This window comes from Acidovorax sp. AC410 (assembly GCF_979253235.1).
The window spans coordinates 1,391,124-1,417,568 of the sequence record NZ_CEEDCG010000001.1 but is presented as its reverse complement, the minus strand read 5'-3'; the positions used below and the strand labels follow the sequence as shown (position 1 = coordinate 1,417,568).

Genomic DNA, 26,445 nt, shown 5'->3' with positions numbered 1-26,445 from the left:
CATGAATACAAAAATCAATTCTGGTATTCCAGATGTGGCCATTCATGTCCAGAACGCCACTACCATCTCCCGGGAAGATTGCCTGGCACGTGACGCCGCCGACCCCCTGGCCCCGGTGCGCCAGCGATTCCAGCTGCCCGAGGGCGTCATCTACCTGGACGGCAACTCCCTGGGAGCGATGCCGCGCGCGGTGCCGGCGCGCATGCACAGGGCCATCGAGCAAGAGTGGGCCACCGGGCTGATCCGCTCCTGGAACGACGCCGACTGGTACCCGGCGCCCCAGCGCGTGGGGGCGCGCATCGCCCGGCTCGTGGGGGCCGAGGACAACGAAGTCATCGTGGCCGACTCCACCTCGGTCAACCTGTTCAAGCTGCTCGTGGCGGCGCTGCGCATGCGGCCCGGGCGCAGCCTGATGCTGGGCGAACGCGGCAACTTCCCCACAGACGCCTATGTGGCCCAGGGCGTGGCCGAAATCACCGGCACGCAGTTCCGCGCCGTGGAACCCGAGGAGGTGCTGGCCGCGCTGAACGAGGACGTGGCCGTGCTCGCGCTCACGCATGTCAACTACAAGAGCGGCCAGGCCTACGACATGGCCGCCGTGACGCGGCGCGCGCACGAGGTGGGGGCGCTGGTGGTCTGGGACCTGGCCCACACCGCAGGCGCCATGCCGTGCGCGCTCAACGACTGCCAGGTCGATTTCGCCGTGGGCTGCGGCTACAAGTACCTCAACGGCGGACCGGGGGCTCCGTCGTTCGCCTTCGTTGCGCGGCGACACCAGGAGGGGCTGCGCCAACCGCTCACGGGCTGGCACGGCCATGCGCGGCCCTTTGCATTCACCCACGGCTACGAGCCAGCGCCGGGCATCGACCGCATGCTGGTGGGCACGGCACCGCAGCTTGGCCTGATTGCGCTGGAGGCCGCGCTCACCGCCTTCGACGGCGTGGACATGCAGGCCCTGCGGTCCAAGAGCGTGGCACTGACCGGGCTGTTCATCGCCCTTGTGGACCAGGAACTGGGCGCCTACGGCTTCGGCCTGGCCACGCCGCGCGATCCCGCGCTGCGTGGCAGCCAGGTCTCGCTGACGCACCCTGAGGGCTACGCCATCGTGCAGGCGCTGATCGCGCGGGGCGTGATCGGCGATTTCCGCGCACCCGACATCCTGCGCTTCGGCTTTGCCGCGCTGTACCTGGGCCATTGCGACGTGTGGAACGCCGTCGCAGCGCTCAAGAGCGTGATGGCCGAAGGCGACTGGCGCAAGCCAGAGTTCATGGCCCGCAAGGCCGTCACCTGATTCCCGTCCTGCAGACCATTACCACCATAACGAGGAGACAAAGAACGTGAATCGAAAGAACACCATCCGACGCTGCCTGCCTGCCGCGGTCGCGGCCTGGGCCATCGCACCGACCCTTGCGTTCGCGCAGGTGACGCTGTCTGGCTTCGTCGACCTGAATTTCGAGGTCGCCAAGTCCGGCGGAGGCACCCAGCGCAACCTGGTGTCGGGGGGGCTGAACACCTCGCGCCTGCAGTTCAAGTCCGTGGAGGACCTGGGGGGCGGACTCAAGGCCACCGCCGTGCATGAGCTGACCTTCCGCGCGGACTCCGGCCAGGCCGGGTCGCCGCGCCACACCTATGTCGCCCTGGGCAGCAAGGAATGGGGCGAGGTCAGCGCGGGGCGGCGTGACCTGCCCTCGGCCGAAATGTACGGCTACATCGACCCGACCTTCTCGGGCGACTACAGCCCCATCAGCAACACGCTGCTGTACTTTGCTCCCTGGCGCGAAAGCAACGGGATTTTCTACACCTCGCCGCGCGTGTCCAATATCCAGGCCCGTATCGGCACCACCTTTGGCCGCGAGGACGGTAGCAAGGACGCCAAGGCCACGAGCATCGCCATCGACTACTGGAACAAGGATCTGTACCTGATGGCCGCTGTCGACCGGCAGTACCGCCGTGACCTGGACAGCCCCGAGCGGATGCGCCATTCCAGCGACCACTACCTGGGCGCGGTGTACTCCATGGGGCCGCTGGACCTGACCTTCCTCTACCACCGCTACAACGGCTACTACGCCTATCCGCCCTATGTCGGCTTCGCCTCCAAGGGCAATGACGTGCAGCTGGGCCTGCGCTACGAGTTCAATGCCCTTCAGCGCGTGTTCGCCAGCGTGGTTCGCAAGAACGACCGGCCGAACGCCGCGCTGTCGGATGCCACGAGCTGGGTGGCCGGCTACCTGCATGGCCTGTCCAAGCGCACCGACCTGTACACGATCGTGGGTGCGGTGCACCACGCACGCGACTCGGAGCTGCGGTTCCCGGTGAGTTTCAACCACGCCACCCCCCTGGCCAACGAAAACCCGCGCGGCCTGCAAATCGGCATGCGCCACAAGTTCTGAAGGAGCGAATGACCATGAAACCCACCACCACCACCACCATCCTGGCCTGCCTGCTGAGCGCCGGCCTGGTCGCACCCGCGCTGGCCCAGACCATCGTTCCGCCCCCCGAGGGCGCCGCCCGGCTGTCCGTCAAGGAGGACCGCGAGGAAGCCAAGGGCACGCCCGGCGAACCGGCGCGGCCCGCTGCCGGCAGCTATGGCCTGGACGCCAGCGGCGCCTTCCGGCACCCGGCCGAAGCCCCGGGCATCGGCGGCACGCACCCCTTCAAGGGCAGCCTGGACTACCTGGACCAGAATAGCTACCTGCACAACACCAAGGTCGAGGCGCGCTACCCCGACATGCTGGGCAGCCCCTACCACTCGTGGCAGACCACGGTGGACATGGAGGGCCGGCGCTACATGGTGATCCACGAGAAGTCGTTCTACAAGGTGTTCGACATCACCGACCCGCGTGCTGCGAAGAAAGTGGCCGAGAAGAAGTGGGCCTGGGGCAGCAATGAACATCCCTTCGGCCCGCTCACCATCCAGTTCAATGAAAAGCTGGGCAAGCATGTCGCCGTGCAGTGCTATGAAGTCACGCGCTTTGGCATCCTGGAGAACAAGTACAAGCCCGAGCAGAAGGCCAAGATCGACACCATCCGCCAGCAGCCGATCCTGCGCGGCTTCCGCGTGTTCGAGGTGGGCAGCCCCGACCCGGCGCAATGGAAGAAGCTCTCCGAGCTACCGCTGGACAGCAAGGCCGTGGCTGACCAGTTCCCGCAGCAGGGCTCCGGCTGCGGCGACGTACCGGTGTACTGGGGTGGCAAGTACCTGTTCGTCTCGGGCGCACCCGACGACAGCTTTGCCAACCAGGAGTACGCCAACTTCCTGTACAACCCGGCGCAGATGGCCTTCGACCTGAGCGATCCGCGCAAGCCGCAGCGGCTGTCGACCTGGTGGGTGCCGGGCGCGCGCACGGGTGAAGAAGAGGAATACCGCAAGAATCCACGGGTCGGCAAGAAGACCGCGTGGATGGGCGCGCGCATGCCGCTGTTCATCCCGCGCGATCCCGAAAAGGGGGGCAAGTACGGCTACGCGGCCATGGGCGGCATGGGCTTCCATGTGATCGACGTGTCCAACCCCGGCGCGATGAAACGCGTGGGCCACCTGGACATGCCTGTCAGCCAGGCAGGCACCGAAGGCGACAACGTCGACGTGAGCCAGGTGGAGAAGACCGGCATCGTCTACTTCAGCGGCTACCCGCTCAACGAGGATTGCTACGAGCCCTACAAGGACATCTATGCGATCGACGTGAAGGACCCGACCAAGCCGCGCATCCTGGCGACCCTGCCGCGCCCCACGCCACCCCAGGGCGCGCCTTTCACCGACTACTGCCAGCGCCGCGGCAGTTTCGGGCCCAAGCGCAGCGGCTACTGGCACCAGCCGGGAACGCCGAGTGGCAAGTACCTTGTCTACGCCTTCTACAACGCGGGCGCGCAGATCTTCGACGTGAGCAACCCGGCGCAGCCGAAGATCGCAGGCTACTTCGTTCCCCCCACCGTCGACCCCAAGGTCAACCAGCACTTCGGTGACCAGACGCATGGTGTGTTCATCGAGTGGGACCGCAATCTGATCTGGGTCTTCACCAACCACGGCGCCTATGCCGTGTCGTCGCCGCTCCTCGGGGCTCCCAAGTCCGGCCTGTGAATCTGCAAGAAGAAGGAAGATTGATGCCATACAACCAACATTGGATGATCGGCGCCACCCTCGCGCTGCTGGGTGCCGGCGCCTGTGCGCAGGACGTCGTGCGCATCGGCCACGTGGGCCCCACCAGCGGTCCCATCGCCCACCTGGGCAAGGACAACGAGCTGGGGGCGCGCATGGCCATCGATGAACTCAACGCCAAGGGCGTGGTCATCGGCGGCAAGAAGGTCAAGCTCGAACTGCAGGGCGAGGACGACGCGGGTGACCCGCGCCAGGGCACGGCGGCCGCACAGAAGCTCGTCGATGCCAAGGTGCATGCCGTGGTCGGCCACCTCAATTCGGGCACGACCATCCCTGCGTCCAAGATCTACAGCGATGCGGGCATCGCACAGGTCTCGCCCTCGGCCACCAACCCCAAGTACACGCGCCAGGGCTACAAGACCACCTTCCGGGTGGTGGCCGACGACGTGCATCTGGGCGGAACGCTGGGCAAGTACGCGGTGAACGTGCTCAAGGGCAAGAGCATTGCCGTCATCGACGACCGCACGGCCTACGGCCAGGGCGTGGCCGCCGAGTTCGAGAAGGGCGCCAAGAGTGCGGGCGGCGCCATCGTCGGCCATGAGTTCACCACCGACAAGGCGGCGGACTTCATGGCCATCCTCACCAGCCTCAAGGCGAAGAAGCCCGATGTGATCTTCTTCGGCGGCATGGATTCGGTGGCCGGCCCCATGCTGCGGCAGATGAAGCAGCTGGGCATCCAGGCCCGGTTCGTCGGGGGCGACGGCGTCTGCACGGCCGAGCTGCCCAAGCTCGCCGCGGGCGACATGGCCGATGGCCAGGTGGTCTGCGCCGAAGCCGGTGGCGTGGAGGGCGCGCAGAAGAAGGCCATGGACGATTTCCGCAGCCGCTTCAAGGCGACCACCCGGAGCGAGGTGCAGGTCTACGCCCCGTACTCGTACGACGCGGTCGGCGTGATCGTGGCCGCCATGGTCAAGGCGGGCTCCTACGAGCCCGCCAAGTACCTGCCGGTGCTGGCGCAGACCAAGGGCTACCAGGGCGTCACGGGCAGCATCAGCTTCGACGCCAAGGGCGACCTGCAGGGCGGCGCGTTGACCTTGTACACCTACAAGGCAGGCCAGCGCGAGGCCATCGGCGTGGTGCGCTGACTCGCCGCGGCCAGCGAGCGACCAAGGTTTGCCTCCATGCCCTGCGGAATGGAGGCTTTTTTTTGGGCGCGTGGAGAGCGCAGGGAAGGGAGTGGATCCTCCATTGCTCGTGATTGGTCTTTTTGGTATACCTAAACATGTTTATGTATTCATTGTGAAGACATTACCAACCACGAGGATCTCTATGAACTCTTCCATGCACCGGGTACTGGCCCTGGCGGGTTCCGCCGCCCTGCCGCTTGCCGCACTGGCCCAGCCGGCGGATGCCGCCCGGGTCAGCCTCTATGGCTTTCTCAAGGTCGATGTGGAGCAGGTGCGCGCATCGGGCACCGCGGGGGCTGCGGCCCTGCGCGCCAACCGCCTGTCCAACAACCTGTCGGTGCTGGGTTTCCGGGCCCGGGAGGACCTGGGGGGCGGGATGGCCGCCTGGGCCCAGTTCGAGGGCAATGTCCGCGTGGACACCGGGGACGGGCCGTTCAGCGGGCGCAACACGGCGCTGGGGCTCTCCACCCCGGCAGGGGAGCTGGTGCTGGGGCAATGGGAGGCGCCGCTGCGGTTCACCTCGGTGTATGCCATCGACCCCTTCACGGCCGGCATATTCGCCTCCAATTCCATCATGGGCAACGGCTTTGCGACCGCGGCCAACGGCCAGTCACCGGCCTCGTTCGACCGGCGCCAGCCGAATCTGCTGCAGTACTGGTCGCCGGCCATGGGGGCCTGGTCGCTGCGGCTGGCCTATGCCATGCCGGAGGAGAAGACCGACCAGTCCTCCCCCGACATGGTCAGCGGCCTGCTGAGCTACCGGGACGGCCCGCTCTACGCGGCCTGGGGCTACGAGCTGCACCGCGCCTACTTCGGCGCGCACAGCCACGACGATGCCCACCGCCTGGCACTGGCCTACACCTTCGGGCGAACCCGGCTGCGTGGCAGCTGGGAGCAGTTGCGCTACGAGCCCGCCCCGGGCCAGTCCCTGCGGCGCAGCGCATGGCAGGTCGCCGTAACCCACCAGCTCGACGACTGGCAGGAACTTGCGCTGTCCTATGTGCAGGCCCAGGCAGCGCGGGGCAATGCCTCCAGTGCCGTGGGCGGCATCGGCATCCCGGGCAGCGATTCGGGCGCCCACCAGATCTCGCTGGGCTACACCTATCGCCTGTCCAAGCGCACGGACCTGTGGGCGGCCTACACGCGCATCGCCAATGGTGCTACAGCGGCCTACAACCTGTCGGCCAACGGCATCAACGGCCTCAAGCCGGGGCAGGACCCTTCGGGCATGGGTTTGGGCCTCACGCACCGCTTCTGAGGCAGGGCTGCCCAGCAAGAACGGCACCCGAAGGTGCCGTTCTTGCTGGTGCGCGCGGGTGGACTCAGGCTGCCGCAGCAGCCTTGAGCTTCAGGCGCCAGGCGTGCAGCAGTGGCTCGGTATAGCCGCTGGGCTGCGCCATGCCCTTGAAGACCAGGTCGCAGGCCGCCTGGTAGGCCATGCTGGTGCCGAAGTGGCCGGCCATGGGCTGGTACAGCGGGTCGCCGGCGTTCTGGCCGTCCACCACGGCGGCCATGCGCTCGAAGGTTTCCTTCACCTGGGCTTCGGTCACCACGCCATGGCGCAGCCAGTTGGCCATGTGCTGGCTGCTGATGCGCAGGGTGGCGCGGTCTTCCATCAGGCCCACGTTGTGGATGTCGGGCACCTTGGAGCAGCCCACGCCCTGGTCCACCCAGCGCACCACATAGCCCAGGATGCCCTGGGCGTTGTTGTCCAGCTCCTGCTGCTTCTCGGCATCGGTCCAGTTGGGCGTGGCGGTCACGGGCACGGTGAGCAGGCCGGTCAGCAGGTTGTCGCGCTCGGCGTTCACGTCGGTCTTTTCCAGGCCGATCTGGATCTCGCTCACGTTGACCTGGTGGTAGTGCAGCGCGTGCAGCGTGGCGCCTGTGGGGCTCGGCACCCAGGCGGTGTTGGCTCCGGCCTTGGGGTGGGCGATCTTTTGCTTGAGCATTTCGGCCATCAGGTCGGGCATGGCCCACATGCCCTTGCCGATCTGCGCCTTGCCGCGCAGGCCGCACGACAGGCCCACGAGCACGTTGTTCTTCTCGTACGACTGGATCCAGGCGCTGGTCTTCATGTCGCCCTTGCGGATCATGGGGCCGGCCAGCATGGCGGTGTGCATCTCGTCGCCGGTGCGGTCCAGGAAGCCGGTGTTGATGAAGGCCACGCGGCTCGCTGCGGCGGCGATGCAGGCCTTGAGGTTCACGCTGGTGCGGCGCTCCTCGTCCATGATGCCCAGCTTGACGGTGTCGGTGGGCAGGCCCAGCAGCTGTTCCACGCGGCCGAACAGCTCGCTGGCAAAGCCCACTTCGGCGGGACCGTGCATCTTGGGCTTGACGATGTAGACGCTGCCCTTGCGCGAGTTGCGAATACCGTTGGCGCCGCGGCCTTGCAGGTCGTGCAGTGCAATCGTCGTGGTGACCACGGCATCCATGATGCCTTCGGGGATCTCGCGCTCTTTGCCCTGGGCGTCGGTGTACAGGATGGCCGGGTTGGTCATCAGGTGGCCCACGTTGCGCAGGAACATCAGCGAGCGGCCATGCAGGCGCACGCCACCGGCCTTGCCATCGGGCGCCGTGTACACGCGGTCGGCATTCAGGCCGCGCGTGATGGTCTTGCCGCCCTTGGCGACCTGCTCGGTCAGCGTGGCCTGGATGATGCCCAGCCAGTTGCTGTAGCCCAGCACCTTGTCCTCGGCGTCCACGGCGGCCACGGAATCCTCGAGGTCGAGGATGGTGGACAGTGCCGCTTCCAGCACCAGGTCGCTCACGCCGGCGGCGTCGCTCTGGCCGATGGGCGTGGCGCGGTTGATCTGGATGTCGAGGTGCAGGCCGTTGTGCTGCAGCAGCACCGACGACGGGGCTGCGGCGTCGCCCTGGTAGCCCTTGAACTGCGAAGCGTCCTTGAGGCCCGTGCTGCTGCCGTTGGCCAGTGACACCACCAGCTGGCCGCCTTCGATGCGGTAGCCGGTCGAATCCTTGTGCGAGCCGCTGGCCAGGGGGGCCGTGTCGTCCAGCACCTGGCGCGCGAAGGCGATCACCTTGGCACCGCGCACCGGGTTGTAGCCCTTGCCCTTGTCTGCTCCATCGGTCTCGGGGATCGCGTCGGTGCCATACAGCGCATCGTACAGGCTGCCCCAGCGCGCATTGGCGGCGTTCAGGGCATAGCGGGCGTTCAGGATGGGCACCACCAGCTGCGGGCCGGCCTGGGTGGCCAGCTCATCGTCCACGTTGGTGGTGGTGGCCTGCACGTCGGCAGGCTGGGGCACCAGGTAGCCGATCTTTTCGAGGAAGCCGCGGTAGGCCACCATGTCCGTGATGGGGCCGGGGTTGGCCTGGTGCCAGGTGTCGAGCTCGGTCTGCAGGCGGTCGCGCTCGGCCAGCAGGGCGATGTTGCGCGGTGCCAGGTCGGCGACGATGCCGTCAAAGCCCTTCCAGAAGGCGGCGCTGTCCACGCCGGTGCCGGGCAGCACCTTGTCTTCGACGAAGCGGAACAAGGACGTGGCCACTTGCAGGCCGTGGATGGAAGTGCGGTCGGTCATGGGAGTGCCTCAGGCGTTGGATGTGAACAAAAGCGGAGCCCGCCACTGCAGGCGATGGACAGACTGTATTGCAAATATTTGTCGATATAAATATGCTCAAAAGCTGTAAACCAATGACTTTTACGCACAAGTGGGCGTGCTTTCAGCGCGCGCACTCCCCATAATCGGCTCCATGGACAAGCTCAAGGCCTTTGAATCCTTCGTATCGGTGGCCACGCGTGGCAGCCTCACCGCCGCCGCCAAGGCCGAGGGCGTGGCGCCCGCCATCATGGGCCGGCGGCTCGATGCGCTCGAAGAGCACCTGGGCGTGAAGTTGCTGGTGCGCACCACGCGGCGCATCAGCCTCACGCACGAGGGCAGTGCCTTCCTGGAAGACTGCCAGCGCCTGCTGTCCGACGTGGCCAACGCCGAGGCCAGCGTGTCCGAGGGCGGCGTCAAGGCCACGGGGCACCTGCGCATCACGGCGCCGGCAGGTTTTGGCCGCAGGCATGTGGCGCCGCTGGTGCCGCGCTTTCGTGCCGAGCACCCGGACGTGACGATCTCGCTGAACCTCAGCGACCGCGTGGTGGACCTGGCCGGTGAGGGCTTCGATTGCGCCGTGCGCGTGGGCGACCTGCCCGATTCGTCCCTGGTCAGCGTGCGCATTGCCGACAACCGGCGGCTGTGCGTGGCCACGCCCGGCTACCTCAAGCACCACCCGGCCCCGCGCCACCCGGGCGAGCTGCCCTCGCACGACTGCCTCACCCTGTCCAGCGAAGCCTCGCAGACGCGCGGCTGGGCCTTTCGCATGCCGCTCGATGGCGGGGGGACCGAGGTGGTTCACCTCAAGCCCGGCGGGCCGCTCGACTGCTCCGACGGGCAGGTGCTGCACGACTGGTGCCTGGCCGGCTACGGCATCGCCTGGCGCAGCACCTGGGAAGTGGAGGCCGAGATCGCGGCCGGCCGTCTGGTCGAGGTGCTGGAGGACTTTGCCGCCCCGCCCAACGGCATCTACGTGGTGTTTCCCCAGCGCAAGCACATGCCGCTGCGTGTGCGGCTGTGGATCGATTTCCTCAAGCACCACTATGCGCAGCCCGCTTTCTGGCGGGGTATACCGGCCCACTGACCAGGGTCTGAGGGGCGTGGCGGGATGCCCGGGGGCCGGCCGTGGCAGACTGCGCACTCCATGTCCGAGCCCACGCTGCTGGTCGCTGACGACCACCCCCTGTTCCGCACCGCCGTGCTGCATGTGCTGCGCGAGCGCCTGCCCCAGTTCCGCACGCTGGAGGCCGCCAGTGCGGCCACGCTGGGCACGGCGCTGCAGGAGCATCCCGAGGTGGAACTGGTGCTGCTGGACCTGAGCATGCCGGGCGCGCGCGGCTTCTCGGCCCTGCTGCATGTGCGTGGTGAGTACCCGGAGCTGCCCGTGGTGATCATCTCGTCCAATGACCACCCGCGCGTCATCCGCCGCGCCCAGCAGTTCGGCGCAGTGGGCTTCATCCCCAAGTCCGCTCCCGCCGAGGCCATGGGTGCGGCCATCGAGGCGGTGTTGGCCGGCGACAGCTGGTTTCCGCCCATGGCGGCCGAGCGCTCCGAGGCCGATGCCGAGCTGGCTGCCCGACTGGCGCAGCTCACGCCGCAGCAGTTCCGCGTGCTGCTGTGCCTGGCCGACGGCCTGCTCAACAAGCAGATCGCCGGCGAGCTGGGCCTGGCCGAGAACACCGTCAAGGTGCATGTCACTGCCATCCTGAAAAAGCTCGCCTGCCACAGCCGCACCCAGGCCGCGGTGCTGGTCAAGAGTCTGGAGACCGAGGACGCCGCCTCCGCCTGAAGCGGGGCCTCATCGCTCCCGCAGGCGCAGCAAGGTCTGGCTCATCAGCGCCCGCAGCGCTGGCGCGCGCACCGGCTTGGCGAGAAAGCCCCATCCGCGTTCAGCCGCCTGGCGGCGCAGCGTGGCATCGTGCTCGGCTGTAACGAGGATCACGGCGGGCGACTGGCCCCAGCGCTGGCACAGCGCGGCATAGACGTCGGGGCCGTGGTGGCCGCCGCCCAGGTGCACTTCCAGCAGCACCAGCTGTGGCGCCTGGCCGGCTTGGGCATGCTCCAGCGCGTCGGTCGCTCCGCCGGCCAGCGCTACCTGGCAACCCCAGCGCTCCAGCAGGGCCCGGGTGGCAGCGCAGGTCGGAGCGTCGTCCTCGATCACCCAGGCGCTGCTGCCTTGCAGCGGCGCGTCCTCGGGCGCTTGCGGTGCGGTCGTGGGTGGCGCCATCTGCTGCTGCAGGGCGGCTGGGTTGCCCAGCGGCACCAGCACCCAGAACACGCTGCCGCGCCCGAGCTGCGAGCGCAGCCCGATGGGGTGGCCCAGCAGGCGGCCCAGGCGCTCCACGATGGCCAGGCCCAGGCCCGCACCCCGGTCGTCGGCACGGCCCTCGTCCAGGCGGCGGAACTCCTCGAAAATCTCGCGCTGCAGCGCCTCGGGGATGCCCGGTCCCTGGTCATGCACCTCGATGCGCAGGTGGCCGGTGCCCACGCGCCGGCAACCCACCACGATGCGCCCGCGCCGGCTGTAGCGGACGGCGTTGGAGACGAAGTTCTGCAGGATGCGGCGCAGCAGGTTCTCGTCGGTGCGCACCACCTGGCGCGTGGCCACGCAATGGAGCGAGAGGCCCTGGCTTTCGGCCAGCACGCCGAAGTTGTGGGCCAGCACCTGCAGCAGCGGGCCCAGGGCCACGTCGTGGATGCGCACCTCGAGCTGGCCGGACTCCATGCGCGAGATGTCGAGCAGGCTGTTGAGGATCGCGTCCTGCGCGGCCAGGGCCCCATCGATGCTGTCGGCCGCATGCCGGCTGGCATCGTCGTGCAGGTGGCTGCGCAGCAGCGAGCTGAACATGCGCGCCGCGTTCAGCGGCTGCAGCAGGTCGTGCACGGCCGCCGCGACGAAGCGGGTCTTGTAGCGGTTGGCCTGCTCGGCCTCGCGACGGGCGGCGTCCAGGTCGCGCGTGCGGTCGGCCACGCGCTGCTCCAGCGCATCGGCCAGCGAACGCAGCTCGCGCGCGGCATTCTTGTAGCTGGTGATGTCCGCGTAGCTGGTCACGAACCCGCCCTCGGGCAGGGGGGTGCCGCGGATCTCCAGCACCGTGCCGTCGTCCTTGGCGCTTTCGTGCAGGTGGGGCAGGCCGCTGCGCAGGTGCGACAGGCGCCGCTCGATGGATTCGTCGACCGGGCCAGGGCCCAGCAGGCCGCGGCGCGCGTTGTGGCGCAGCAGGCCCTCGATGGGCTGGCCCACCTGCATCAGGTCGGAGGGGTAGCGAAACAGCTGCACGTAGCGTGAGTTCCAGGCCACGAGGTTCAACCTGGCATCGATGATGACCACCCCCTGGGGCAGGTGCTCCAGGCTGCGCGCCAGACCCATGTCGGCCTGCTGCGCCGCCTGCACGATGCCGTCCTGTGCCGTGCGCAGCTCCTGGGCGTGCTGCTGCAGCACGGTCTCCAGCTCCTGGCGGCTGCGCTGGCGCAGCGAGGCCAGGCGCTGGCGCTGGCGCACGAACAGCACCAGCAGCGCCAGCGCCAACCAGCCGCCGCCGCCCGCCGCTGCCGCCCAGCGGCTGTCCGCCACGCTGCTGTGGGTGGCATGCACCAGGTGCAGCTGCCACGGCGTGCCCGGCAAGTGCTGGGTCTGCCACAGCAGGCGGCCGGGCAGGTCGGGGGTCAGCACACGCACCAGGCGGCCGCCGTTGTCCATGTGGTCGTCCACCCGGTAGTCCAGGGGGCGCAGGGGTTGGTCCGAATACTGGCGCGTGGCGGCCAGCTCACCGCGCTCTGCCTCGGTCAGCGGTTCCAGCAGCCGGTAGCGCCAGGCATCCTGGCTGGCCAGGAAGACCACACCGTGCGCGTCGGACGCGAGCACGATGTCCTCGGTCTGCAGCCATTCGCGCTCCAGCTCCTGCAGCGCGATCTTGATCACCACCAGGCCGAGCGGCTCGCCCCGGTCGTTGCGGATGGCCTGCGACAGGAAGTAGCCCGGCTCCCCCGTCGTCACCCCGATGCCGTAGAAGCTGCCGCTGCCCTGGGCCAGCGCCTGCTGCACATAAGGGCGAAAGCTGTAGTCCACCCCTACGTTGCTGGTGGCGCTGCGCCAGTTGCTGGCCGCCACGGCCAGGCCCTCGCGGTTGATCAGGGTCAGGGTGGAGGACTGGCTGGCCCCGTTGGCGCGCTCCAGCTTGAGGTTGAGCTGTTCCACCTGTGCCGGGCTGCGGGGGCGGCTCAGCGCCTCAAACAGCTGGGCATCCAGCGCCAGCACCTCGGGCAGGGTGCGGTAGCGGTCGATGCGCTGGCCCAGTGTCTGCCCATACAGGGCCAGTTGGCGCTGCACACTGTCGCTCTCCTCGTACAGCGAATGCCGCCAGGCCCATTGCCCGGCCACGAACATGGAGCCGGCCATGCCCGAGAGCAGGATCAGCACAGTCCAGAACTTGCGGCGGTGGGACGGGGTCATGGCGGGGGGAGGTTGGTGGAAGGCGCCCGCAAGCGCGCGTCTGGTGCACAAGGGAGTGTGCCGCACCTTTCTCGGTCGCTCAGTGTTTTCCCTAGGTTCTGCCCGCGCGCCCCCTATGGCGGCGCCGGCGACTACTACCAATTAGCTATCTGCGGAAACAGCGCGCAGCGGTACAAACAGCACCCTCGACGCACCCCGGTGGTGCAGCTTTCGCGACTTCTGGAGTCCCCCATGCACGCCATTCCTGCCCAGGCCACCCAAGCGGTGCCCCTGCCGTTCTACCGCCAACTGTACTTCCAGGTGGTGCTCGCCATCGTCCTGGGCGTGCTGCTGGGCCATTTCGAGCCGGCGTACGGCGAGGCGCTCAAGCCGCTGGGCGACGCCTTCATCAAGCTGGTGAAGATGATCATCGCCCCGGTGATTTTCCTGACCATCGTCACCGGCATCGCGGGCATGTCGCAGCTCAGCTCTGTCGGCCGGGTGTTCGGCAAGGCCATGGCGTACTTTCTGTTCTTCTCCACACTGGCCCTGGTCATCGGCATGATCGTGGCCAACGTGGTGCAGCCCGGCGCGGGCATGAACATCAACCCCGCCGATCTGGACCAGACGGCCGTGAAGACCTATGTGGCCAAGTCGCACGAGATGACGCTCACCGGCTTCGCCATGGACATCATCCCCAAGACCCTGGTCAGCCCCTTCGTGGGCGACAACATCCTGCAGGTGCTGCTGGTGGCCGTGCTGTTCGGCATTGCGCTGGCGATGGTGGGTGAGGCCGGCCGTCCCGTGCAGAACTTCCTCGAAGCCCTGACGACCCCGGTATTCAAGGTGGTGGGCCTGGTGATGAACGCCGCCCCCCTGGGGGCCTTCGGTGCCATGGCATTCACCATCGGCAAGTTCGGGCTGGGGTCGCTGGTCAACCTGGCCTGGCTGGTCGGTGCGTTCTACATCACCTCGCTGCTGTTCGTGCTGGTGGTGCTGGGCTTCGTGGCGCGCCTGTGCGGCTTCTCGGTGCTCAAGCTGTGCCGCTACCTCAAGGCCGAGCTGATGCTGGTGCTGGGTACCTCGTCGTCCGAGTCGGCCCTGCCCTCGCTCATGGAGAAGATGGAGAAGGCCGGCTGCAGCAAATCGGTCGTTGGACTCGTGGTGCCCACGGGCTACTCCTTCAACCTGGACGGCACCAACATCTACATGACGCTGGCCGCGCTGTTCATCGCCCAGGCCACCAACACCGAACTCACGCTGGGGCACCAGGTCGCCCTGCTGCTGGTGGCCATGCTCAGCTCCAAGGGGGCCGCTGGCGTGACGGGCGCAGGCTTCATCACCCTGGCCGCCACCCTGGCCGTGGTGCCCGAAGTGCCGGTAGCCGGTATGGCCCTGATCCTGGGTGTGGACCGTTTCATGAGCGAATGCCGCTCGCTGACCAACTTCATCGGCAACGCCGTCGCCACCGTGGTCGTCTCGCGCTGGGAAAACGCACTCGACTACGACCGCCTGAATGCCGCGCTGGACGGCCATCCGCTGCCCGACGTGGTGGCTCCCGTGTCGGCACCGGTGGTTCCGGCCGCTGTGGCTGGCGTGGCGCGCACGGCCGCCTGATCGCTGACAGGCCCCTGCTGCGGGGACCTGGTCTGGCAAGAAAAGGGGATGCCTGCAGGGGCATGCCCCTTTTTTGCGTGCAACCGCGCATCTCGGGAGGGGTCAGGTAAGGTGCCTGCCTCGGCCGGGCCGTTCCTCGCGCACAATCGCCGCGAAACTGCCCAACCCCAAAAAGGATCCGCGATGACCCTCGAAGCCGTACTGGCCGCCCTGCACATAGTGGCCATATTGACCCTGGTGGTGTTCCTGTCGAGCCAGGCCGCGCTGTGCCGCACCGAATGGCTCAACGCCGCGGTGGTGGAGCGCCTGGCACGGCTGGACGCCATCTACGCCGCATCGGCCATGGCGCTGGTGGCCACGGGGCTGGCGCGGGTGTTCTTCGGGGTCAAGGGCATGTCCTGGTACATCTCCCAGCCCATGTTCCACTTCAAGATCACGCTGGTGGTGGCGATTGCCATCCTGTCCATTTTCCCGACCATCGCCTTCCGGCGCTGGCTGCGCCAGTTGCGCGCCGATGGCACCCTGCCGGATGCGCGCGAAGTCGCCAGGGTGCGCCGCCTGGTGATGCTGCAGGCCCATGCGATCCCGGTGGTGGCCGTGATCGCGGTGTTCTGGGCCCGGGGCTGGTAAGCCCATGAAAGAGGGCCCCCACGCTCCACCGATGCGCGGGTCACGGCCCCTGAGAGGTGTTTTCATCCTGGGGCGGCCCGGCGATGAAAAAACCCGCCGGGCACAGGTGCCGGGCGGGTGGGTGGCAGGAGCCAGCGCTGCGGCGGGCTCAGCAGATCACTTCTTCAGGCACTCGCTCATGAAGGCCTTGCGCTCGTCGCCCTTCTTGCCGGTGGCGTCGGCGTTGCAGGTCTTCATCTTGTCCTGCTGGGTCGCAGGCTTGTTGGACAGGCAGGTCTTCATGAACGCTTTGCGCTCGTCGCCCTTCTTGTCGGCCGCCTCGGTATTGCAGGTGGCCATCTTGGTCTGTTGCTTGGTGGGGGCGGCCGCCGAGGCTGCAGGTGCGGCCGGGGTGGCGGCTGCCGCCGGTGCAGCCGCCTTGGCGGGCGCCGCAGGGGCATCGGCAGCATGTGCTGCGCCCAACGAAAGAACCAGGCTCAGGGCCGCGAGGGAGAGAAGCTTTTTCATATAGTGCTCCGGTGGTAAGGGCATCCAATGCAATCCGCATCGGATTGCCCGATTACAACGTACGGGCATCGGGCCGCGCTGACATGCCTGCGCGGCGGCAAGAATTCTTTACGATCTGTTGCTCTGCTGCACAGGCCAGTGCGGGCATTTGGTGGCGCGGGCAACACACCTTCTCAGGGAGGGGACCGGGCCGCCCCGTAAAATCCCCGGATGCTCTCTGTCAAACACGATCTGCTGGCCGCGCTCGCGGCCGAGCTGGACACCCTTTCCCCAGGCGCGGGCGCCAAGGCGGCGTTCGAATCCCCCAAGGTGGCTGCGCACGGCGACTTCGCCTGCACGGCGGCCATGCAGCTGGCCAAGCCGCTCAAGCTCAACCCCCGCGCCCTGGGTGAACAGCTCAAAACCGCGCTGGAGGCCACACCCGCCTTTTCGCGCTGGGTCGAGGCCATCGAGATCGCCGGCCCGGGCTTCCTGAACATTCGCTTGAAGCCCGCCGCCAAGCAGGAGGTGGTGCGCGAGGTGCTGGCCGCTGGTGAGCGCTTTGGCTACCAGACCGACCGCGGTGCCAAGGTGCTGGTCGAGTTCGTCTCGGCCAACCCCACGGGCCCGCTGCACGTGGGCCACGGCCGCCAGGCCGCCCTGGGCGATGCCATCTGCAACCTGTTCGCCACGCAAGGCTGGGGTGTACACCGCGAGTTCTATTACAACGACGCGGGCGTGCAGATCCACACGCTCACGCACAGCACGCAGCTGCGCGCCAAGGGCTTCAAGCCCGGCGACGAGTGCTGGCCCACCGACCCCGACAACCCGGCCAGCAAGGCCTTCTACAACGGCGACTACATCCAGGACATCGCCAACGACTTCCTGGCGAAGAAGACCGTCAAGGCCGACGACCGCGCGTACACCGCCAGCGGCGATGTGGACGATGTGGAATCGATCCGCCAGTTCGCCGTGGCCTACCTGCGCAACGAGCAGGACAAGGACCTGCAGGCCTTCAACCTGAAGTTCGACGAGTACTACCTCGAATCGAGCCTGTATACCAGCGGCCGCGTCGAGGCCACGGTGGGCAAGCTGGTGGCCAACGGCAAGACCTACGAGCAGGACGGCGCCCTGTGGCTCAAGAGCACGGACTACGGTGACGACAAGGACCGCGTGATGCGCAAGCAGGACGGTACCTACACCTACTTCGTGCCCGACGTGGCCTACCACATCGCCAAGTGGGAGCGCGGCTACACCAAGGTCGTGAACATCCAGGGCACCGACCACCATGGCACCATCGCCCGCGTGCGCGCCGGCCTGCAGGCCGCCGAAGTGGGCATTCCACAGGGCTACCCCGACTACGTGCTGCACACCATGGTGCGCGTGGTCAAGGGTGGTGAAGAGGTCAAGATCAGCAAGCGTGCGGGCAGCTACGTCACCTTGCGCGACCTGATCGAGTGGACCAGCAAGGACGCGGTGCGCTTCTTCCTGCTCAGCCGCAAGCCCGACACCGAGTACACCTTCGACGTGGACCTGGCCGTGGCGCAGAACAACGACAACCCGGTGTACTACGTGCAGTACGCGCATGCGCGCATCTGCTCGGTGCTGCGCGGCTGGGCCGAGCAGGGCGGCGGCGATGTCGCCTCGCTCCAGGGCGTGGACCTGTCCGCGCTCGAAGGCCCGCAGGCCCAGGCGCTGATGCTGCAATTGGCCAAGTACCCCGAGATGCTCACCGCTGCGGCCGATGGCGAGGCCCCGCACGACGTCACGTTCTACCTGCGCGACCTGGCCGCCAGCTACCACAGCTATTACGATGCCGAGCGCATCCTGGTGGACGACGAGGCGGTCAAGCGCGCCCGCCTGGCCCTCGTCGCCGCCACCGCGCAGGTACTGCACAATGGCCTAGCTGTGCTGGGCGTATCGGCTCCGGCCAGAATGTAAGCAAGCAACCACTACCATGAAGAACAAGCAACTGGGCGGAACCATCATCGGCTTTATCGTGGGCGTGATCTTCGGCCTGGGGGCCGCACTGGCGGTCGCCGTCTACGTGACCAAGGTGCCCGTGCCCTTCCTGAACAAGGGGGGGGCACGCGGCACCGACCAGGACGCGGCCGAAGCGCAGAAGAACAAGAACTGGGACCCGAACTCGCCGCTGTACGGCAAGAACCCGGCGCGGCCCCCTGCGGCCGCAGCGTCGGCACCCGCCACGGCAGGGGTGGCACCGGCGCCAGCGCCCACCGCCTCGGCACCTGCCGTGGCCGCGGCGGACCCGCGTGCCGCCGCCTCGTCGGCCAAGCCTGCCGCCGCCGCAGCCACCAAGCCCGGCAGTGCCGACCCCTTGGGTGATCTGGCCGCTGCCAAGGCCGCGGCAGCGCCCGGCAACAGTGCCGACCCCTTCGACTACTTCGTGCAGGCGGGTGCCTTCCGCACCCAGGCCGATGCCGATGCGCAGCGCGCCAAGCTGGCCATGCTGGGCTGGGAAGCCCGCGTGAGCGAGCGCGAGCAGAACGGCCGCACGGTGTTCCGCGTGCGCGTCGGTCCCTTCACGAAGCGCGACGACGCGGCCCAGCTCAAGGACAAGCTCGACACCACGGGTGTCGAATCTGCCCTGGTGCGGGTGCAGCGCTGAGCGCAGGCCTGCCTGAACTTTTTTCCGGGGCGTGGCTCACACCCCCACACCCGACCCTAGGAGAGTCACTTTCATGAAACGCCGCGAGTTTTCCCTGTCTGCCGCTTCCGCAGTGGCCGCATCCGCCCTGACCCTGCCTGTGGCAGCACCCGCCCTGGCGCAAGCGCGCCAGTTCAAGGAGGGCAAGGACTACCGCAAGCTCGACAAGCCCGTCACGCCCGACGCGCCAGCGGGCAAGGTCGATGTGATCGAATTCTTCTGGTACAGCTGCCCCCACTGCAATGCCTTCGAGCCCACGCTCGACGCCTGGGTCAAGGCCGCTCCCAAGGACCTGAGCATCCGCCGCATCCCGGTGGCCTTCAACGCCAGCTTCGTGCCACAGCAAAAGCTGTACTTCACGCTCGAAGGCATGGGCAAGCTCGATGCCCTGCACGCCAAGGTCTTCCGTGCCATCCACGTGGAGAAGGCCAAGCTGGCCAAGGACGATGAAATCATGGCCTGGGTCGCCACGCAGGGCGTGGACGTGGCCAAGTTCAAGGAAATCTACAACTCGTTCACCGTCTCCAACCAGGTGCGCCGCGCCTCGCAGCTGCAGGATGCGTATGGCGTGGAAGGCGTGCCTTCGATGGGCGTGGCCGGCCGGTTCTACACCGATGGCACCATGGCAGGCAGCATGTCGGTTGTGCTGCAGGTGGTGGAGCAACTGGTGGGCGTGGCCCGCAAAGGCTGACCATTTCTTGGCGGGGCTGGTTCCTGCAGCCACCAAAAGCCCGCTGATGCGGGCTTTTTTCATGGCGTGTCGCCAGGGGTGGCTACAATGATCTGCAAGATTCGTGCCCTATGAACTACCGCATCCTCCCGATCCTCCTCCTCTCGGCCCTGGGCTTTGTCCAGGGTGTGGCCCATGCCGAAAAGGCCGACCGCAACAAGCCCATGAACATCGAGGCCGACGCATTGCGCCACGATGAGCTCAAGCAGACCAGCGTGTTCACCGGCCGGGTGGTCATGACCAAGGGCACCATCGTGCTGCGTGGCGCGCGCCTGGACGTGCGCCAGGACGCCGATGGCTACCAGTTCGGCGTGGTCACGGCCGAGCCGGGCAAGCGCGCCTTCTTCCGCCAGAAGCGCGACACGCTGCCCGGAGCGCCCGACGAGTTCATCGAGGGCGAGGGCGAAGTCATCGAATACGACGGCCGGGCCGACAACGTGAAGTTCATCACCCGCGCCGAGTTGCGCCGCTTGCGCGAATCCACGCTGACCGACGAGATCACCGGGCAGATCATCGTCTACAACAACCTGACCGACGTGTTCACCGTGGACGCCAAGCCGCGCGGCGGTACCAATGCCGCGGGCGATGCCCCGGCGCCCGGCGGCCGCGTGCGCGCCATCCTGTCGCCCAAGGAAACACCGGCCAGCGCCGCTGCCCCTGCCCCTGCGGCACCGGGCACCACCCTGCGCCCCAGCAGCACCCTGAGCGGCGGCGCCAAGTGAGCGGGGCCGACGTGAGCACCGTCGCCGGGTCCCCGGCGGACAGCCGGCTGGAGGTGCACCACCTCGAAAAATCCTACGGCAGCCGCAAGGTCGTCAAGGACGTGTCGCTGGTCGTGCAAAAAGGCGAAGTCGTGGGATTGCTCGGCCCCAACGGTGCGGGCAAGACCACCTCGTTCTACATGATCGTCGGCCTGGTGCGCAGCGATGCCGGCGACATCCGCATCGACGGCCACTCGGTGGCCCACATGCCCATCCATCGGCGCTCGCGCCTGGGCCTGTCCTACCTGCCACAGGAAGCCTCGATTTTCCGCAAGCTCACGGTCGAGGAGAACGTGCGCGCCGTGCTTGAGCTGCAGCGCGGCGAGGACGGCCAGCCGCTGCCGCGCCAGGCCATTGAGGAGCGCCTCACGGCGCTGCTCACGGAACTGCGCGTGGAGCACCTGCGCGCCTCGCCCGCGCTGGCCCTGTCCGGCGGCGAACGTCGCCGCGTGGAGATCGCCCGCGCGCTGGCCACGCAGCCGCGCTTCATCCTGCTGGACGAGCCCTTTGCCGGCATTGACCCCATCGCGGTGATCGAGATCCAGCGCATCATCGGCTTCCTCAAGGCGCGCGGCATCGGCGTGCTCATCACCGACCACAACGTGCGCGAGACGCTGGGCATCTGCGACCACGCCTTCATCATCAGCGATGGCCACGTGCTGGCCCAGGGTACCCCCTCCGAAATCGTCGACAACGCCGAAGTGCGCCGGGTGTACCTGGGTGAACACTTCCGCATGTAGCAGACCGATGGACCACCTGTTCGCCATGCACCTGCCTTCGTGGCAGTCCCCGGGGGCTGTGCGATGAAGCCCGGCCTGTCACTGCGCGTATCGCAGCACCTGGCGCTCACGCCCCAGCTGCAGCAGTCCATCCGGTTGCTGCAACTGTCCACGCTGGAGCTGGGCCAGGAGGTCGAGCAGATGCTCGACGAAAACCCGTTCCTTGAACGCAATGCCGACGAGGCCCCGCGCGAGGAGTTTGGCGTGGACACGGCCGACGCGCCCGCGCAGCCGGACGACTACAGTTCCGACGATGCGGTCTACTCCAGTGCCCCGGGCTCCAGCACGTCGACCGAGACCCCGGCCGACAGCCCGCAGGGCGATGCGGAAGTGGGCAGCAGTGCGGGCGACGAGCCCGACTGGAGCGGCGATGGCACCGTGGACGTGTCCCCCAACGATGCCGAGTGGGGTGGCGATGCGCCGGCCCGCAACCGCAATGATTCGGAGGGCGACGAGGCCGATGCCACCGAACTGGCCCGCACGCACGAATCGCTCACCGCCTTCCTGCACCGCCAGGCCCTGTCGCTGCGGCTGTCCGAGGTGGACCGCGCGGCGCTGCGCTTCCTGATCGAATCGCTCAACGACGATGGCTACCTCGAGGACCCGCTCGAAGAGCTGGCCATCGCCCTGGCCGGCCCCGACGACCTGGAGCAGATCGAAGAGCTGGTGCATCGCTTCACCGTGGCGCTGCGCCTGCTGCAGAGCCTGGAGCCCGTGGGCGTGGGTGCGCGTGGCCTGGGTGAATGCCTCACACTGCAGCTCACGGCCCTGGCGGCCGACGAAGACAGCGAGCTCGACCCTGACACCGTGCAGACCGCGCTGCGCGTGTGCCAGCAGCCGCTGGAGATGCTGGCGCGCCGCGACATCCGCCGCCTCACGCAGCTGTGCGGCGACGGCGAGGAGCGCACGCGCGCCGCCATGGCCCTGATCGCGCGGCTGGAGCCGCGCCCCGGGCGCAAGTTCGTCGACGTGGAGCGCAACATCATCGTGCCCGACGTCATCGTGCGCAAGGCCGGGCGGGCCAATGGCCGCGACGGCCAGCACAACTTCATCGTGGCCCTGAACCCCGACGTGATGCCGCGCCTGCGCGTACACGACATCTACGCCGGCGCCCTGCGCGGCCACAAGGGCGGCGAGGGCCACCAGGCCATGCAGCAGCGGTTGCAGGAGGCGCGCTGGTTCATCAAGAACATCCAGCAGCGCTTCGACACCATCCTGCGCGTCTCGCGCGCCATCGTCGAGCGGCAAAAGAGCTTTTTCACCCATGGCGAGCTGGCCATGCGCCCGCTGGTGCTGCGCGACATCGCCGACGAGCTGGGCCTGCACGAGTCCACCATCAGCCGCGTGACCACGGCCAAGTACATGTCCACGCCCATCGGCACCTACGAGCTCAAGTATTTCTTCGGTTCGGGCCTGGGCACCGAAACCGGCGGCAACGCATCGAGCACGGCCGTGCGCGCCCTCATCAAGCAGTTCGTGGCGGCCGAAAGCCCGGCCAAGCCGCTCTCGGACAGCCAGATCGCAGAGATGCTCAAGGAGCAGGGCATCGAATGCGCACGCCGCACCGTGGCCAAGTACCGCGAGGCGCTCAAGATCGCGCCGGCCAACCTGCGCAAGGCGCTCTGATCCGCTGTCAGCCTGGCTGGCGGAACGCCCGGCTGGAGATGCTGACGGCATTGCCGTCCGGGTCCTTGGCATTGGCGAACGCATAGCCATTGGCCTGGTGCGTGCTGCCGAAGGCCAGGCCCTGTGCCAGCGCACGGACCTTGAAGGCTTCCACGTCCGGCACATGAAAGCACAGCTTCACCCCCGCCTGGCCGAGCTTCACGCTCTTGGCCGCCTGGTGGACCAGGATGCTGGCCCCTCCGTCCGGGGCCTGGAGCTCGATCAGGCCCTCCACCACGTCCCCAGTGGTCTCAAGACCGAAGTGCGTGCGGTAGAACGCTGCGCTGCGCTGCATGTCGCGCGCGTAGACCATCACGGTGCCGAGGATGGGGGGCATCAGGGCGCTTTCGAGGCCGGTGCGCGCCGCAGCGAGCGCAGCAACTCCAGCGCCTGGGCCACAGGCTCCTGCGGAGCGCCGTTGACGAGCACCGTGAAGGTCACGCGCAGCTCGTTCATGCCCAGCATGCCCTGGGTCAGGTGCTTGTAGCCGTCCGGCTCGGGGGCGCGGTCGGTGGCCGAGAAGTAGTAGCCCATCTTGCCCACGGCGCCCAGGTCCTTGAGGGGCAGATCGCTCTCGACGGCCTTGGGCTGGGCCCGGGTGGCACCCGCCTGCACCAGCCCCCGCAATTCGTCGGCCGTGGGGCCCCTGGGCGCACTGCCCACAGGCCAGATGGGCGTGATAAGCATCTGCAACGCCTTGGCGTCAGGGCCGCTGATGGCCACCGAGGGCGGCAACTCCCCGTGCGGGCGGCGCACCTGGGCGCGCCATTGCGCGGGCAGGTCGATCACCAGGTCATCGCGGCCGGGCAGGGGAACGCGCAGTTCTTCGGCGAGAACGGGCAGGCACAGGGCAAAGGCCATTGAAGCGAGTACGGTGCGGAGCATGGAGCGAAAGAGGAGGGGGTTATTGGCGTTTGGCAAAGACGGCGTCGTAGGACGGGGCGCTGAAGCCGTTCACCCGCTGGCCATTGGTGAGCAGCACCGGCACGCCGCGCGCACCCAGTTGCGCAAAGGCGGCCTTGCCGGTCGGGGTGTCCACGTCGAATTCCCGGTAGGCAATGCCTTTGCCGCCCAGGTAGGCCTTGGCCGCCTTGCAGTAGCCGCACCAGGTGGCCATGTAGAGCGTGACCTCGCCCCGGGGCTGGACGGCTTTCTGGGCTTCTGCGGGTGCCTGGCCGGGCGTGGCGGGTGGCAGCGGGTTGCCCGGGACCACGCTGACGGGCAGGCTTTCGAGTTTCAGGGTTTTTTGCACCGCGCCCGAGGCGGGCGGCTGGTCGCTGTAGACGACCTTGCCGCTCGCATCCACGGATTTGTAGAGCGCCTGGGCATGCGCCGTGCCCGTGAGCGCGGCCGCAAGCAGGGCGAGGATCAGGCTGCAGCGCAGGGTGTGCATGGGGGGCTCCGGGTAAAATCGGCTATCCCGGGAGCATAAGAGACTTCTGCCGCCCCGAGGCCCGCTGGGGCAATGCCTCACCCGTATGGGCCATTCTTGCCATCCGGGCTGCAGCATCGCTGATGCCCTTTGCAGGCTTCTTCGGGGGCACCTTGTCCCGTTTCGCTGTCTTTTCTCGACCCTCTGTTTCCCTGCCCCATGGCCCGCATTGTTTTCGACCTTCCCGCGCATTTCGGCTTTGCCACCGAGCTGCAGATCTACATCAGCCACGTCAACCAGGGCGGGCACCTGGACAATGCGCAGCTGCTGAGCCTGGTGTCCGAGGCACGCGTGCGCTTCTTCCAGTCGCTCGGCTACCCCGAGGCGGACGTGGGCGGCCTGTCCACCGTGGTGGGCGACATCGTGGCGCAGTACAAGTCCGAAGGCTTCCACGGCGAGACCATGCGCGTGGAGATGGCGCCCGAGGACCTCAACCGCTACGGCTTCGACCTCGTCTTTCGCATGACGGAAAAGACCTCGGGCCGCGAAGTGGCGCGGGGCAAGGTCGGCATCGTCTTCATCGGCCGCAGTGACCGCAAGGTGGCACCCATTCCCGAATCCATCCGCCAGCTGCTGCTGGCGCGCGCCTCGTCCCCTGCATAAGCGCGTATCCTGTCGCCCAGTGCCATGAACCAACTCCAACTCTTTCTCCCCTGCGCCGCCGGTGTCGAGGGCTACCTCGCCGACGAGGTACACGCCATCACCGGCCTCACGGGCCAGGACCTGCTCATGGGCCGCGGCGGCGTGCTGCTGCGCGCCTCGTGGCGCCAGGCGCTGCTGCTCAACCTGCACAGCCGCCTGGCGCAGCGCGTGCTGGTGCAACTGGCGCACCGGCCCTACCGCTCCGAGAACGACCTGTACAGCATCGCCAGCGAGGTGGCCTGGGAAATCTGGTTCACCACGCGCCAGACCTTCAAGGTGGAGGTCACGGCCCAGCACAGCCCGCTGCAGAGCCTGAACTTCGCCGGCCTGCGCGTCAAGGACGCGGTGGCCGACCGCTTCCGCGCCAAGACCGGTGTGCGCCCCGACGTGAACACCCAGTGGCCCGATGTGCGCATCCACCTGCACCTGACCACCGAAGAGGCCACGGTCTACATCGACACCTCGGGCGAGCCGCTGTTCAAGCGCGGCTGGCGCGAGGACAAGGGCGATGCCCCGCTCAAGGAAACCCTGGCCGCCGCGATGATCGCTGCCAGCGGGTGGGACCCGCTCGGTGATGCGCCCGTGCCGCTGTACGACCCCTGCTGCGGCAGCGGCACCATCGCCATCGAGGCGGCGCAGATCGCCTGCCGCATCCCCGCCGGCATGCTGCGCCGCTTTGCCTTTGAAAAGCTGCTGCCTTTCCAGGGCCATGTGTGGTCGGCCATCCAGGCCGAGGCCGAGAGCGCCATCCAGGCGAGCCCCGTGCCCATCTTCGGCAGCGACGTGGCCCACCGCATGGTCGATTTTGCCCAGCGCAATGCCGAGCGTGCAGGCGTGGCCGATGCCGTGCAGCTGCGCGGCGGTGACGCGCTGCAGCGCATGCCGCCGAGCGAGCAGCCCGGCGTCATGCTGCTCAACCCGCCCTACGGCGAGCGCATTGCCGCCGCCGGCGCGGCCGGCCAGAACGCCAACGAGCGCGCGGCCGAACGGGCCCTGGGCGCCAGCGTGGGCCGCGAGGCGGCCCACACCGACGATGGCGGCGAGTTCTTCAGCCAGTTGGCCACGCACTGGAAGAAGAACTATGCGGGCTGGACGGCCTGGATGCTGACGCCCGACCTCAAGCTGCCCGGCAAGATGCGTCTGAAGGAGTCGCGCCGCGTGCCCATGTGGAACGGCCCCATCGAGTGCCGCATGTTCCGTTTCGACATGGTCAAGGGGTCGGTGCGCGCCAAGCCATCGTCCGAGGCAACACCGGTCGGCCCGCGCGATGCGGGTTGAGCTGGCGCTGCCGGCCCAGGCGCCGGCCGGCGAACCGGTGCGCCCCGTGGTGGTGGACACCAACGTTGCGCTCGACCTGCTGATCTTCTCCGACCCGGCCACCGTGCCGCTGCGCCAGCTGCTCGCCGAAGGGCGGCTGGACTGGATCGCCACGCAGGTCATGCGCGACGAACTGGAGCGCGTGCTGGCCTACCCGCACATCGTGGGCCGCATGGACTACTACCGTGTGGACGCGACGCAGGTGCTTGCCGGCTTCGACGCACAGGCACGCCTGGTGGACATTGCGCCGCGCGTGGCCTATGTCTGCAAGGACACCGACGACCAGAAGTTCATCGACCTGGCCGCTGCGCACCGCGCCATCCTGCTGAGCAAGGACAAGGCCGTGATCTGCATGCGCAAGCGCCTGCTGACGCTGGACGCCCACGTGGCGACGGCGCTGGTGTGGGAGGTGGCGGCCGAACCCGCCAGCGCTGACGCCTGATATT

Annotated in this window: 24 protein-coding genes; 18 read left to right on the top strand and 6 right to left on the bottom strand. The window is 67.8% G+C overall.

Features of this window, described 5'->3' with window-relative positions; translation table 11 throughout:
- Position 1 precedes the first annotated feature (1 nt).
- The 5 genes from kynU to AC0IZS_RS06540 all read left to right on the top strand — a co-directional run bounded on the left by kynU (position 2) and on the right by AC0IZS_RS06540 (position 6,538).
- Positions 2-1,291, top strand: a complete 1,290-nt coding sequence (gene kynU / locus AC0IZS_RS06560) for a kynureninase (protein ID WP_471634887.1) — start codon at positions 2-4, stop codon at positions 1,289-1,291.
- 46 nt (positions 1,292-1,337) lie between these two features.
- On the top strand, positions 1,338-2,390 hold the full coding sequence (locus AC0IZS_RS06555; protein WP_471634886.1) for a porin: 1,053 nt from the start codon (positions 1,338-1,340) through the stop codon (positions 2,388-2,390).
- 14 nt (positions 2,391-2,404) lie between these two features.
- Positions 2,405-4,075, top strand: a complete 1,671-nt coding sequence (locus AC0IZS_RS06550) for an LVIVD repeat-containing protein (RefSeq protein ID WP_471634885.1) — start codon at positions 2,405-2,407, stop codon at positions 4,073-4,075.
- Positions 4,076-4,098: 23 nt separating this feature from the next.
- Positions 4,099-5,238, top strand: coding sequence for a branched-chain amino acid ABC transporter substrate-binding protein (locus AC0IZS_RS06545; RefSeq protein ID WP_471634884.1), 1,140 nt, complete (start codon positions 4,099-4,101; stop codon positions 5,236-5,238).
- A 184-nt stretch (positions 5,239-5,422) separates the two neighbouring features.
- Positions 5,423-6,538, top strand: coding sequence for a porin (locus tag AC0IZS_RS06540; RefSeq protein ID WP_471634883.1), 1,116 nt, complete (start codon positions 5,423-5,425; stop codon positions 6,536-6,538).
- Between the two features lie 64 nt (positions 6,539-6,602).
- On the opposite strand, the gene AC0IZS_RS06535 is transcribed toward AC0IZS_RS06540, so the two are convergent.
- The gene (locus AC0IZS_RS06535; RefSeq protein ID WP_471634882.1) at positions 6,603-8,819 is read right to left on the bottom strand and encodes a malate synthase G; all 2,217 of its coding nucleotides are present in this window, start codon (positions 8,817-8,819) and stop codon (positions 6,603-6,605) included.
- 172 nt (positions 8,820-8,991) lie between these two features.
- On the opposite strand from AC0IZS_RS06535, the gene AC0IZS_RS06530 reads away from it, so the two are divergent.
- Together AC0IZS_RS06530 and AC0IZS_RS06525 are read left to right on the top strand one after the other, a co-directional pair.
- Entirely contained in the window at positions 8,992-9,924 is a 933-nt protein-coding gene (locus AC0IZS_RS06530) for a LysR family transcriptional regulator (protein ID WP_471634881.1), read from the top strand.
- Positions 9,925-9,984: 60 nt separating this feature from the next.
- The gene (locus tag AC0IZS_RS06525) at positions 9,985-10,629 is read left to right on the top strand and encodes a LuxR C-terminal-related transcriptional regulator (protein ID WP_471634880.1); all 645 of its coding nucleotides are present in this window, start codon (positions 9,985-9,987) and stop codon (positions 10,627-10,629) included.
- Between the two features lie 9 nt (positions 10,630-10,638).
- Here the strand turns inward: AC0IZS_RS06525 and AC0IZS_RS06520 are convergent, their stop codons facing one another.
- A complete protein-coding gene (locus AC0IZS_RS06520; protein ID WP_471634879.1) occupies positions 10,639-13,293 on the bottom strand; it encodes a hybrid sensor histidine kinase/response regulator in 2,655 nt (884 codons plus the stop codon).
- A 231-nt stretch (positions 13,294-13,524) separates the two neighbouring features.
- Here AC0IZS_RS06520 and AC0IZS_RS06515 point away from each other — a divergent pair, with 231 nt between their 5' ends.
- Together AC0IZS_RS06515 and AC0IZS_RS06510 are read left to right on the top strand one after the other, a co-directional pair.
- Positions 13,525-14,889, top strand: coding sequence for a dicarboxylate/amino acid:cation symporter (locus tag AC0IZS_RS06515; RefSeq protein WP_471634878.1), 1,365 nt, complete (start codon positions 13,525-13,527; stop codon positions 14,887-14,889).
- A 183-nt stretch (positions 14,890-15,072) separates the two neighbouring features.
- Positions 15,073-15,519, top strand: a complete 447-nt coding sequence (locus AC0IZS_RS06510; RefSeq protein ID WP_471634877.1) for a DUF2214 family protein — start codon at positions 15,073-15,075, stop codon at positions 15,517-15,519.
- 156 nt (positions 15,520-15,675) lie between these two features.
- On the opposite strand, the gene AC0IZS_RS06505 is transcribed toward AC0IZS_RS06510, so the two are convergent.
- Positions 15,676-16,026 (bottom strand): PsiF family protein, encoded by a 351-nt coding sequence (locus AC0IZS_RS06505; RefSeq protein WP_471634876.1) that lies wholly within the window; start codon positions 16,024-16,026, stop codon positions 15,676-15,678.
- Positions 16,027-16,236: 210 nt separating this feature from the next.
- Between AC0IZS_RS06505 and argS the strand changes: the two genes are divergently transcribed.
- From argS to AC0IZS_RS06475, 6 genes are all read left to right on the top strand, one after another.
- On the top strand, positions 16,237-17,946 hold the full coding sequence (argS, locus tag AC0IZS_RS06500; RefSeq protein ID WP_471634875.1) for an arginine--tRNA ligase: 1,710 nt from the start codon (positions 16,237-16,239) through the stop codon (positions 17,944-17,946).
- A 16-nt stretch (positions 17,947-17,962) separates the two neighbouring features.
- Complete coding sequence (locus AC0IZS_RS06495) at positions 17,963-18,634, top strand: SPOR domain-containing protein (RefSeq protein WP_471634874.1); 672 nt, start codon at positions 17,963-17,965, stop codon at positions 18,632-18,634.
- Positions 18,635-18,707: 73 nt separating this feature from the next.
- Positions 18,708-19,364 (top strand): thiol:disulfide interchange protein DsbA/DsbL, encoded by a 657-nt coding sequence (locus AC0IZS_RS06490; protein ID WP_471634873.1) that lies wholly within the window; start codon positions 18,708-18,710, stop codon positions 19,362-19,364.
- Positions 19,365-19,474: 110 nt separating this feature from the next.
- Positions 19,475-20,125 carry a lipopolysaccharide transport periplasmic protein LptA gene (gene lptA / locus AC0IZS_RS06485; protein WP_322591219.1) on the top strand — a complete coding sequence of 217 codons (651 nt, stop codon included), beginning with the start codon at positions 19,475-19,477 and terminating at the stop codon, positions 20,123-20,125.
- Positions 20,122-20,904, top strand: a complete 783-nt coding sequence (gene lptB, locus AC0IZS_RS06480) for an LPS export ABC transporter ATP-binding protein (protein ID WP_471634872.1) — start codon at positions 20,122-20,124, stop codon at positions 20,902-20,904. Before lptA ends, lptB begins: the two co-directional genes overlap by 4 nt.
- Before the next feature lie 63 nt (positions 20,905-20,967).
- Positions 20,968-22,569: an RNA polymerase factor sigma-54 gene (locus tag AC0IZS_RS06475; protein ID WP_471639474.1), complete on the top strand. Its 1,602-nt coding sequence runs from the start codon at positions 20,968-20,970 to the stop codon at positions 22,567-22,569.
- A 7-nt stretch (positions 22,570-22,576) separates the two neighbouring features.
- On the opposite strand, the gene AC0IZS_RS06470 is transcribed toward AC0IZS_RS06475, so the two are convergent.
- From AC0IZS_RS06470 to AC0IZS_RS06460, 3 genes are read right to left on the bottom strand one after another with little or no spacing between them, the layout of a single operon-like run.
- The gene (locus tag AC0IZS_RS06470; RefSeq protein WP_471634871.1) at positions 22,577-22,945 is read right to left on the bottom strand and encodes a VOC family protein; all 369 of its coding nucleotides are present in this window, start codon (positions 22,943-22,945) and stop codon (positions 22,577-22,579) included.
- Positions 22,945-23,493 carry a hypothetical protein gene (locus AC0IZS_RS06465; RefSeq protein ID WP_471634870.1) on the bottom strand — a complete coding sequence of 183 codons (549 nt, stop codon included), beginning with the start codon at positions 23,491-23,493 and terminating at the stop codon, positions 22,945-22,947. Before AC0IZS_RS06465 ends, AC0IZS_RS06470 begins: the two co-directional genes overlap by 1 nt.
- 19 nt (positions 23,494-23,512) lie before the next feature.
- Positions 23,513-24,001: a glutaredoxin domain-containing protein gene (locus AC0IZS_RS06460; RefSeq protein ID WP_471634869.1), complete on the bottom strand. Its 489-nt coding sequence runs from the start codon at positions 23,999-24,001 to the stop codon at positions 23,513-23,515.
- Positions 24,002-24,199: 198 nt separating this feature from the next.
- Between AC0IZS_RS06460 and AC0IZS_RS06455 the strand changes: the two genes are divergently transcribed.
- From AC0IZS_RS06455 to AC0IZS_RS06445, 3 genes are read left to right on the top strand one after another with little or no spacing between them, the layout of a single operon-like run.
- Positions 24,200-24,643 carry an acyl-CoA thioesterase gene (locus AC0IZS_RS06455; protein WP_322591225.1) on the top strand — a complete coding sequence of 148 codons (444 nt, stop codon included), beginning with the start codon at positions 24,200-24,202 and terminating at the stop codon, positions 24,641-24,643.
- Positions 24,644-24,667: 24 nt separating this feature from the next.
- Complete coding sequence (locus tag AC0IZS_RS06450) at positions 24,668-25,960, top strand: THUMP domain-containing class I SAM-dependent RNA methyltransferase (RefSeq protein WP_471634868.1); 1,293 nt, start codon at positions 24,668-24,670, stop codon at positions 25,958-25,960.
- The gene (locus AC0IZS_RS06445; protein WP_471634867.1) at positions 25,950-26,441 is read left to right on the top strand and encodes a putative toxin-antitoxin system toxin component, PIN family; all 492 of its coding nucleotides are present in this window, start codon (positions 25,950-25,952) and stop codon (positions 26,439-26,441) included. Before AC0IZS_RS06450 ends, AC0IZS_RS06445 begins: the two co-directional genes overlap by 11 nt.
- Positions 26,442-26,445 lie beyond the last annotated feature (4 nt).

Coding starts and splice junctions, on each gene's coding strand:
- AC0IZS_RS06445 (WP_471634867.1), top strand. CDS start 25,950: ATGCGGGTTGAGCTGGCGCTGCCGGCCCAGGCGCCGGCCGGCGAACCG.
- AC0IZS_RS06525 (WP_471634880.1), top strand. CDS start 9,985: ATGTCCGAGCCCACGCTGCTGGTCGCTGACGACCACCCCCTGTTCCGC.
- AC0IZS_RS06545 (WP_471634884.1), top strand. CDS start 4,099: ATGCCATACAACCAACATTGGATGATCGGCGCCACCCTCGCGCTGCTG.
- lptA (WP_322591219.1), top strand. CDS start 19,475: ATGAACTACCGCATCCTCCCGATCCTCCTCCTCTCGGCCCTGGGCTTT.
- AC0IZS_RS06535 (WP_471634882.1), bottom strand. CDS start 8,819: ATGACCGACCGCACTTCCATCCACGGCCTGCAAGTGGCCACGTCCTTG.
- kynU (WP_471634887.1), top strand. CDS start 2: ATGAATACAAAAATCAATTCTGGTATTCCAGATGTGGCCATTCATGTC.
- AC0IZS_RS06490 (WP_471634873.1), top strand. CDS start 18,708: ATGAAACGCCGCGAGTTTTCCCTGTCTGCCGCTTCCGCAGTGGCCGCA.
- AC0IZS_RS06470 (WP_471634871.1), bottom strand. CDS start 22,945: ATGCCCCCCATCCTCGGCACCGTGATGGTCTACGCGCGCGACATGCAG.
- AC0IZS_RS06540 (WP_471634883.1), top strand. CDS start 5,423: ATGAACTCTTCCATGCACCGGGTACTGGCCCTGGCGGGTTCCGCCGCC.
- AC0IZS_RS06520 (WP_471634879.1), bottom strand. CDS start 13,293: ATGACCCCGTCCCACCGCCGCAAGTTCTGGACTGTGCTGATCCTGCTC.
- AC0IZS_RS06455 (WP_322591225.1), top strand. CDS start 24,200: ATGGCCCGCATTGTTTTCGACCTTCCCGCGCATTTCGGCTTTGCCACC.
- AC0IZS_RS06505 (WP_471634876.1), bottom strand. CDS start 16,026: ATGAAAAAGCTTCTCTCCCTCGCGGCCCTGAGCCTGGTTCTTTCGTTG.
- AC0IZS_RS06450 (WP_471634868.1), top strand. CDS start 24,668: ATGAACCAACTCCAACTCTTTCTCCCCTGCGCCGCCGGTGTCGAGGGC.
- AC0IZS_RS06550 (WP_471634885.1), top strand. CDS start 2,405: ATGAAACCCACCACCACCACCACCATCCTGGCCTGCCTGCTGAGCGCC.
- AC0IZS_RS06530 (WP_471634881.1), top strand. CDS start 8,992: ATGGACAAGCTCAAGGCCTTTGAATCCTTCGTATCGGTGGCCACGCGT.
- AC0IZS_RS06460 (WP_471634869.1), bottom strand. CDS start 24,001: ATGCACACCCTGCGCTGCAGCCTGATCCTCGCCCTGCTTGCGGCCGCG.
- AC0IZS_RS06515 (WP_471634878.1), top strand. CDS start 13,525: ATGCACGCCATTCCTGCCCAGGCCACCCAAGCGGTGCCCCTGCCGTTC.
- argS (WP_471634875.1), top strand. CDS start 16,237: ATGCTCTCTGTCAAACACGATCTGCTGGCCGCGCTCGCGGCCGAGCTG.
- AC0IZS_RS06510 (WP_471634877.1), top strand. CDS start 15,073: ATGACCCTCGAAGCCGTACTGGCCGCCCTGCACATAGTGGCCATATTG.
- AC0IZS_RS06475 (WP_471639474.1), top strand. CDS start 20,968: ATGAAGCCCGGCCTGTCACTGCGCGTATCGCAGCACCTGGCGCTCACG.
- AC0IZS_RS06465 (WP_471634870.1), bottom strand. CDS start 23,493: ATGCTCCGCACCGTACTCGCTTCAATGGCCTTTGCCCTGTGCCTGCCC.
- AC0IZS_RS06495 (WP_471634874.1), top strand. CDS start 17,963: ATGAAGAACAAGCAACTGGGCGGAACCATCATCGGCTTTATCGTGGGC.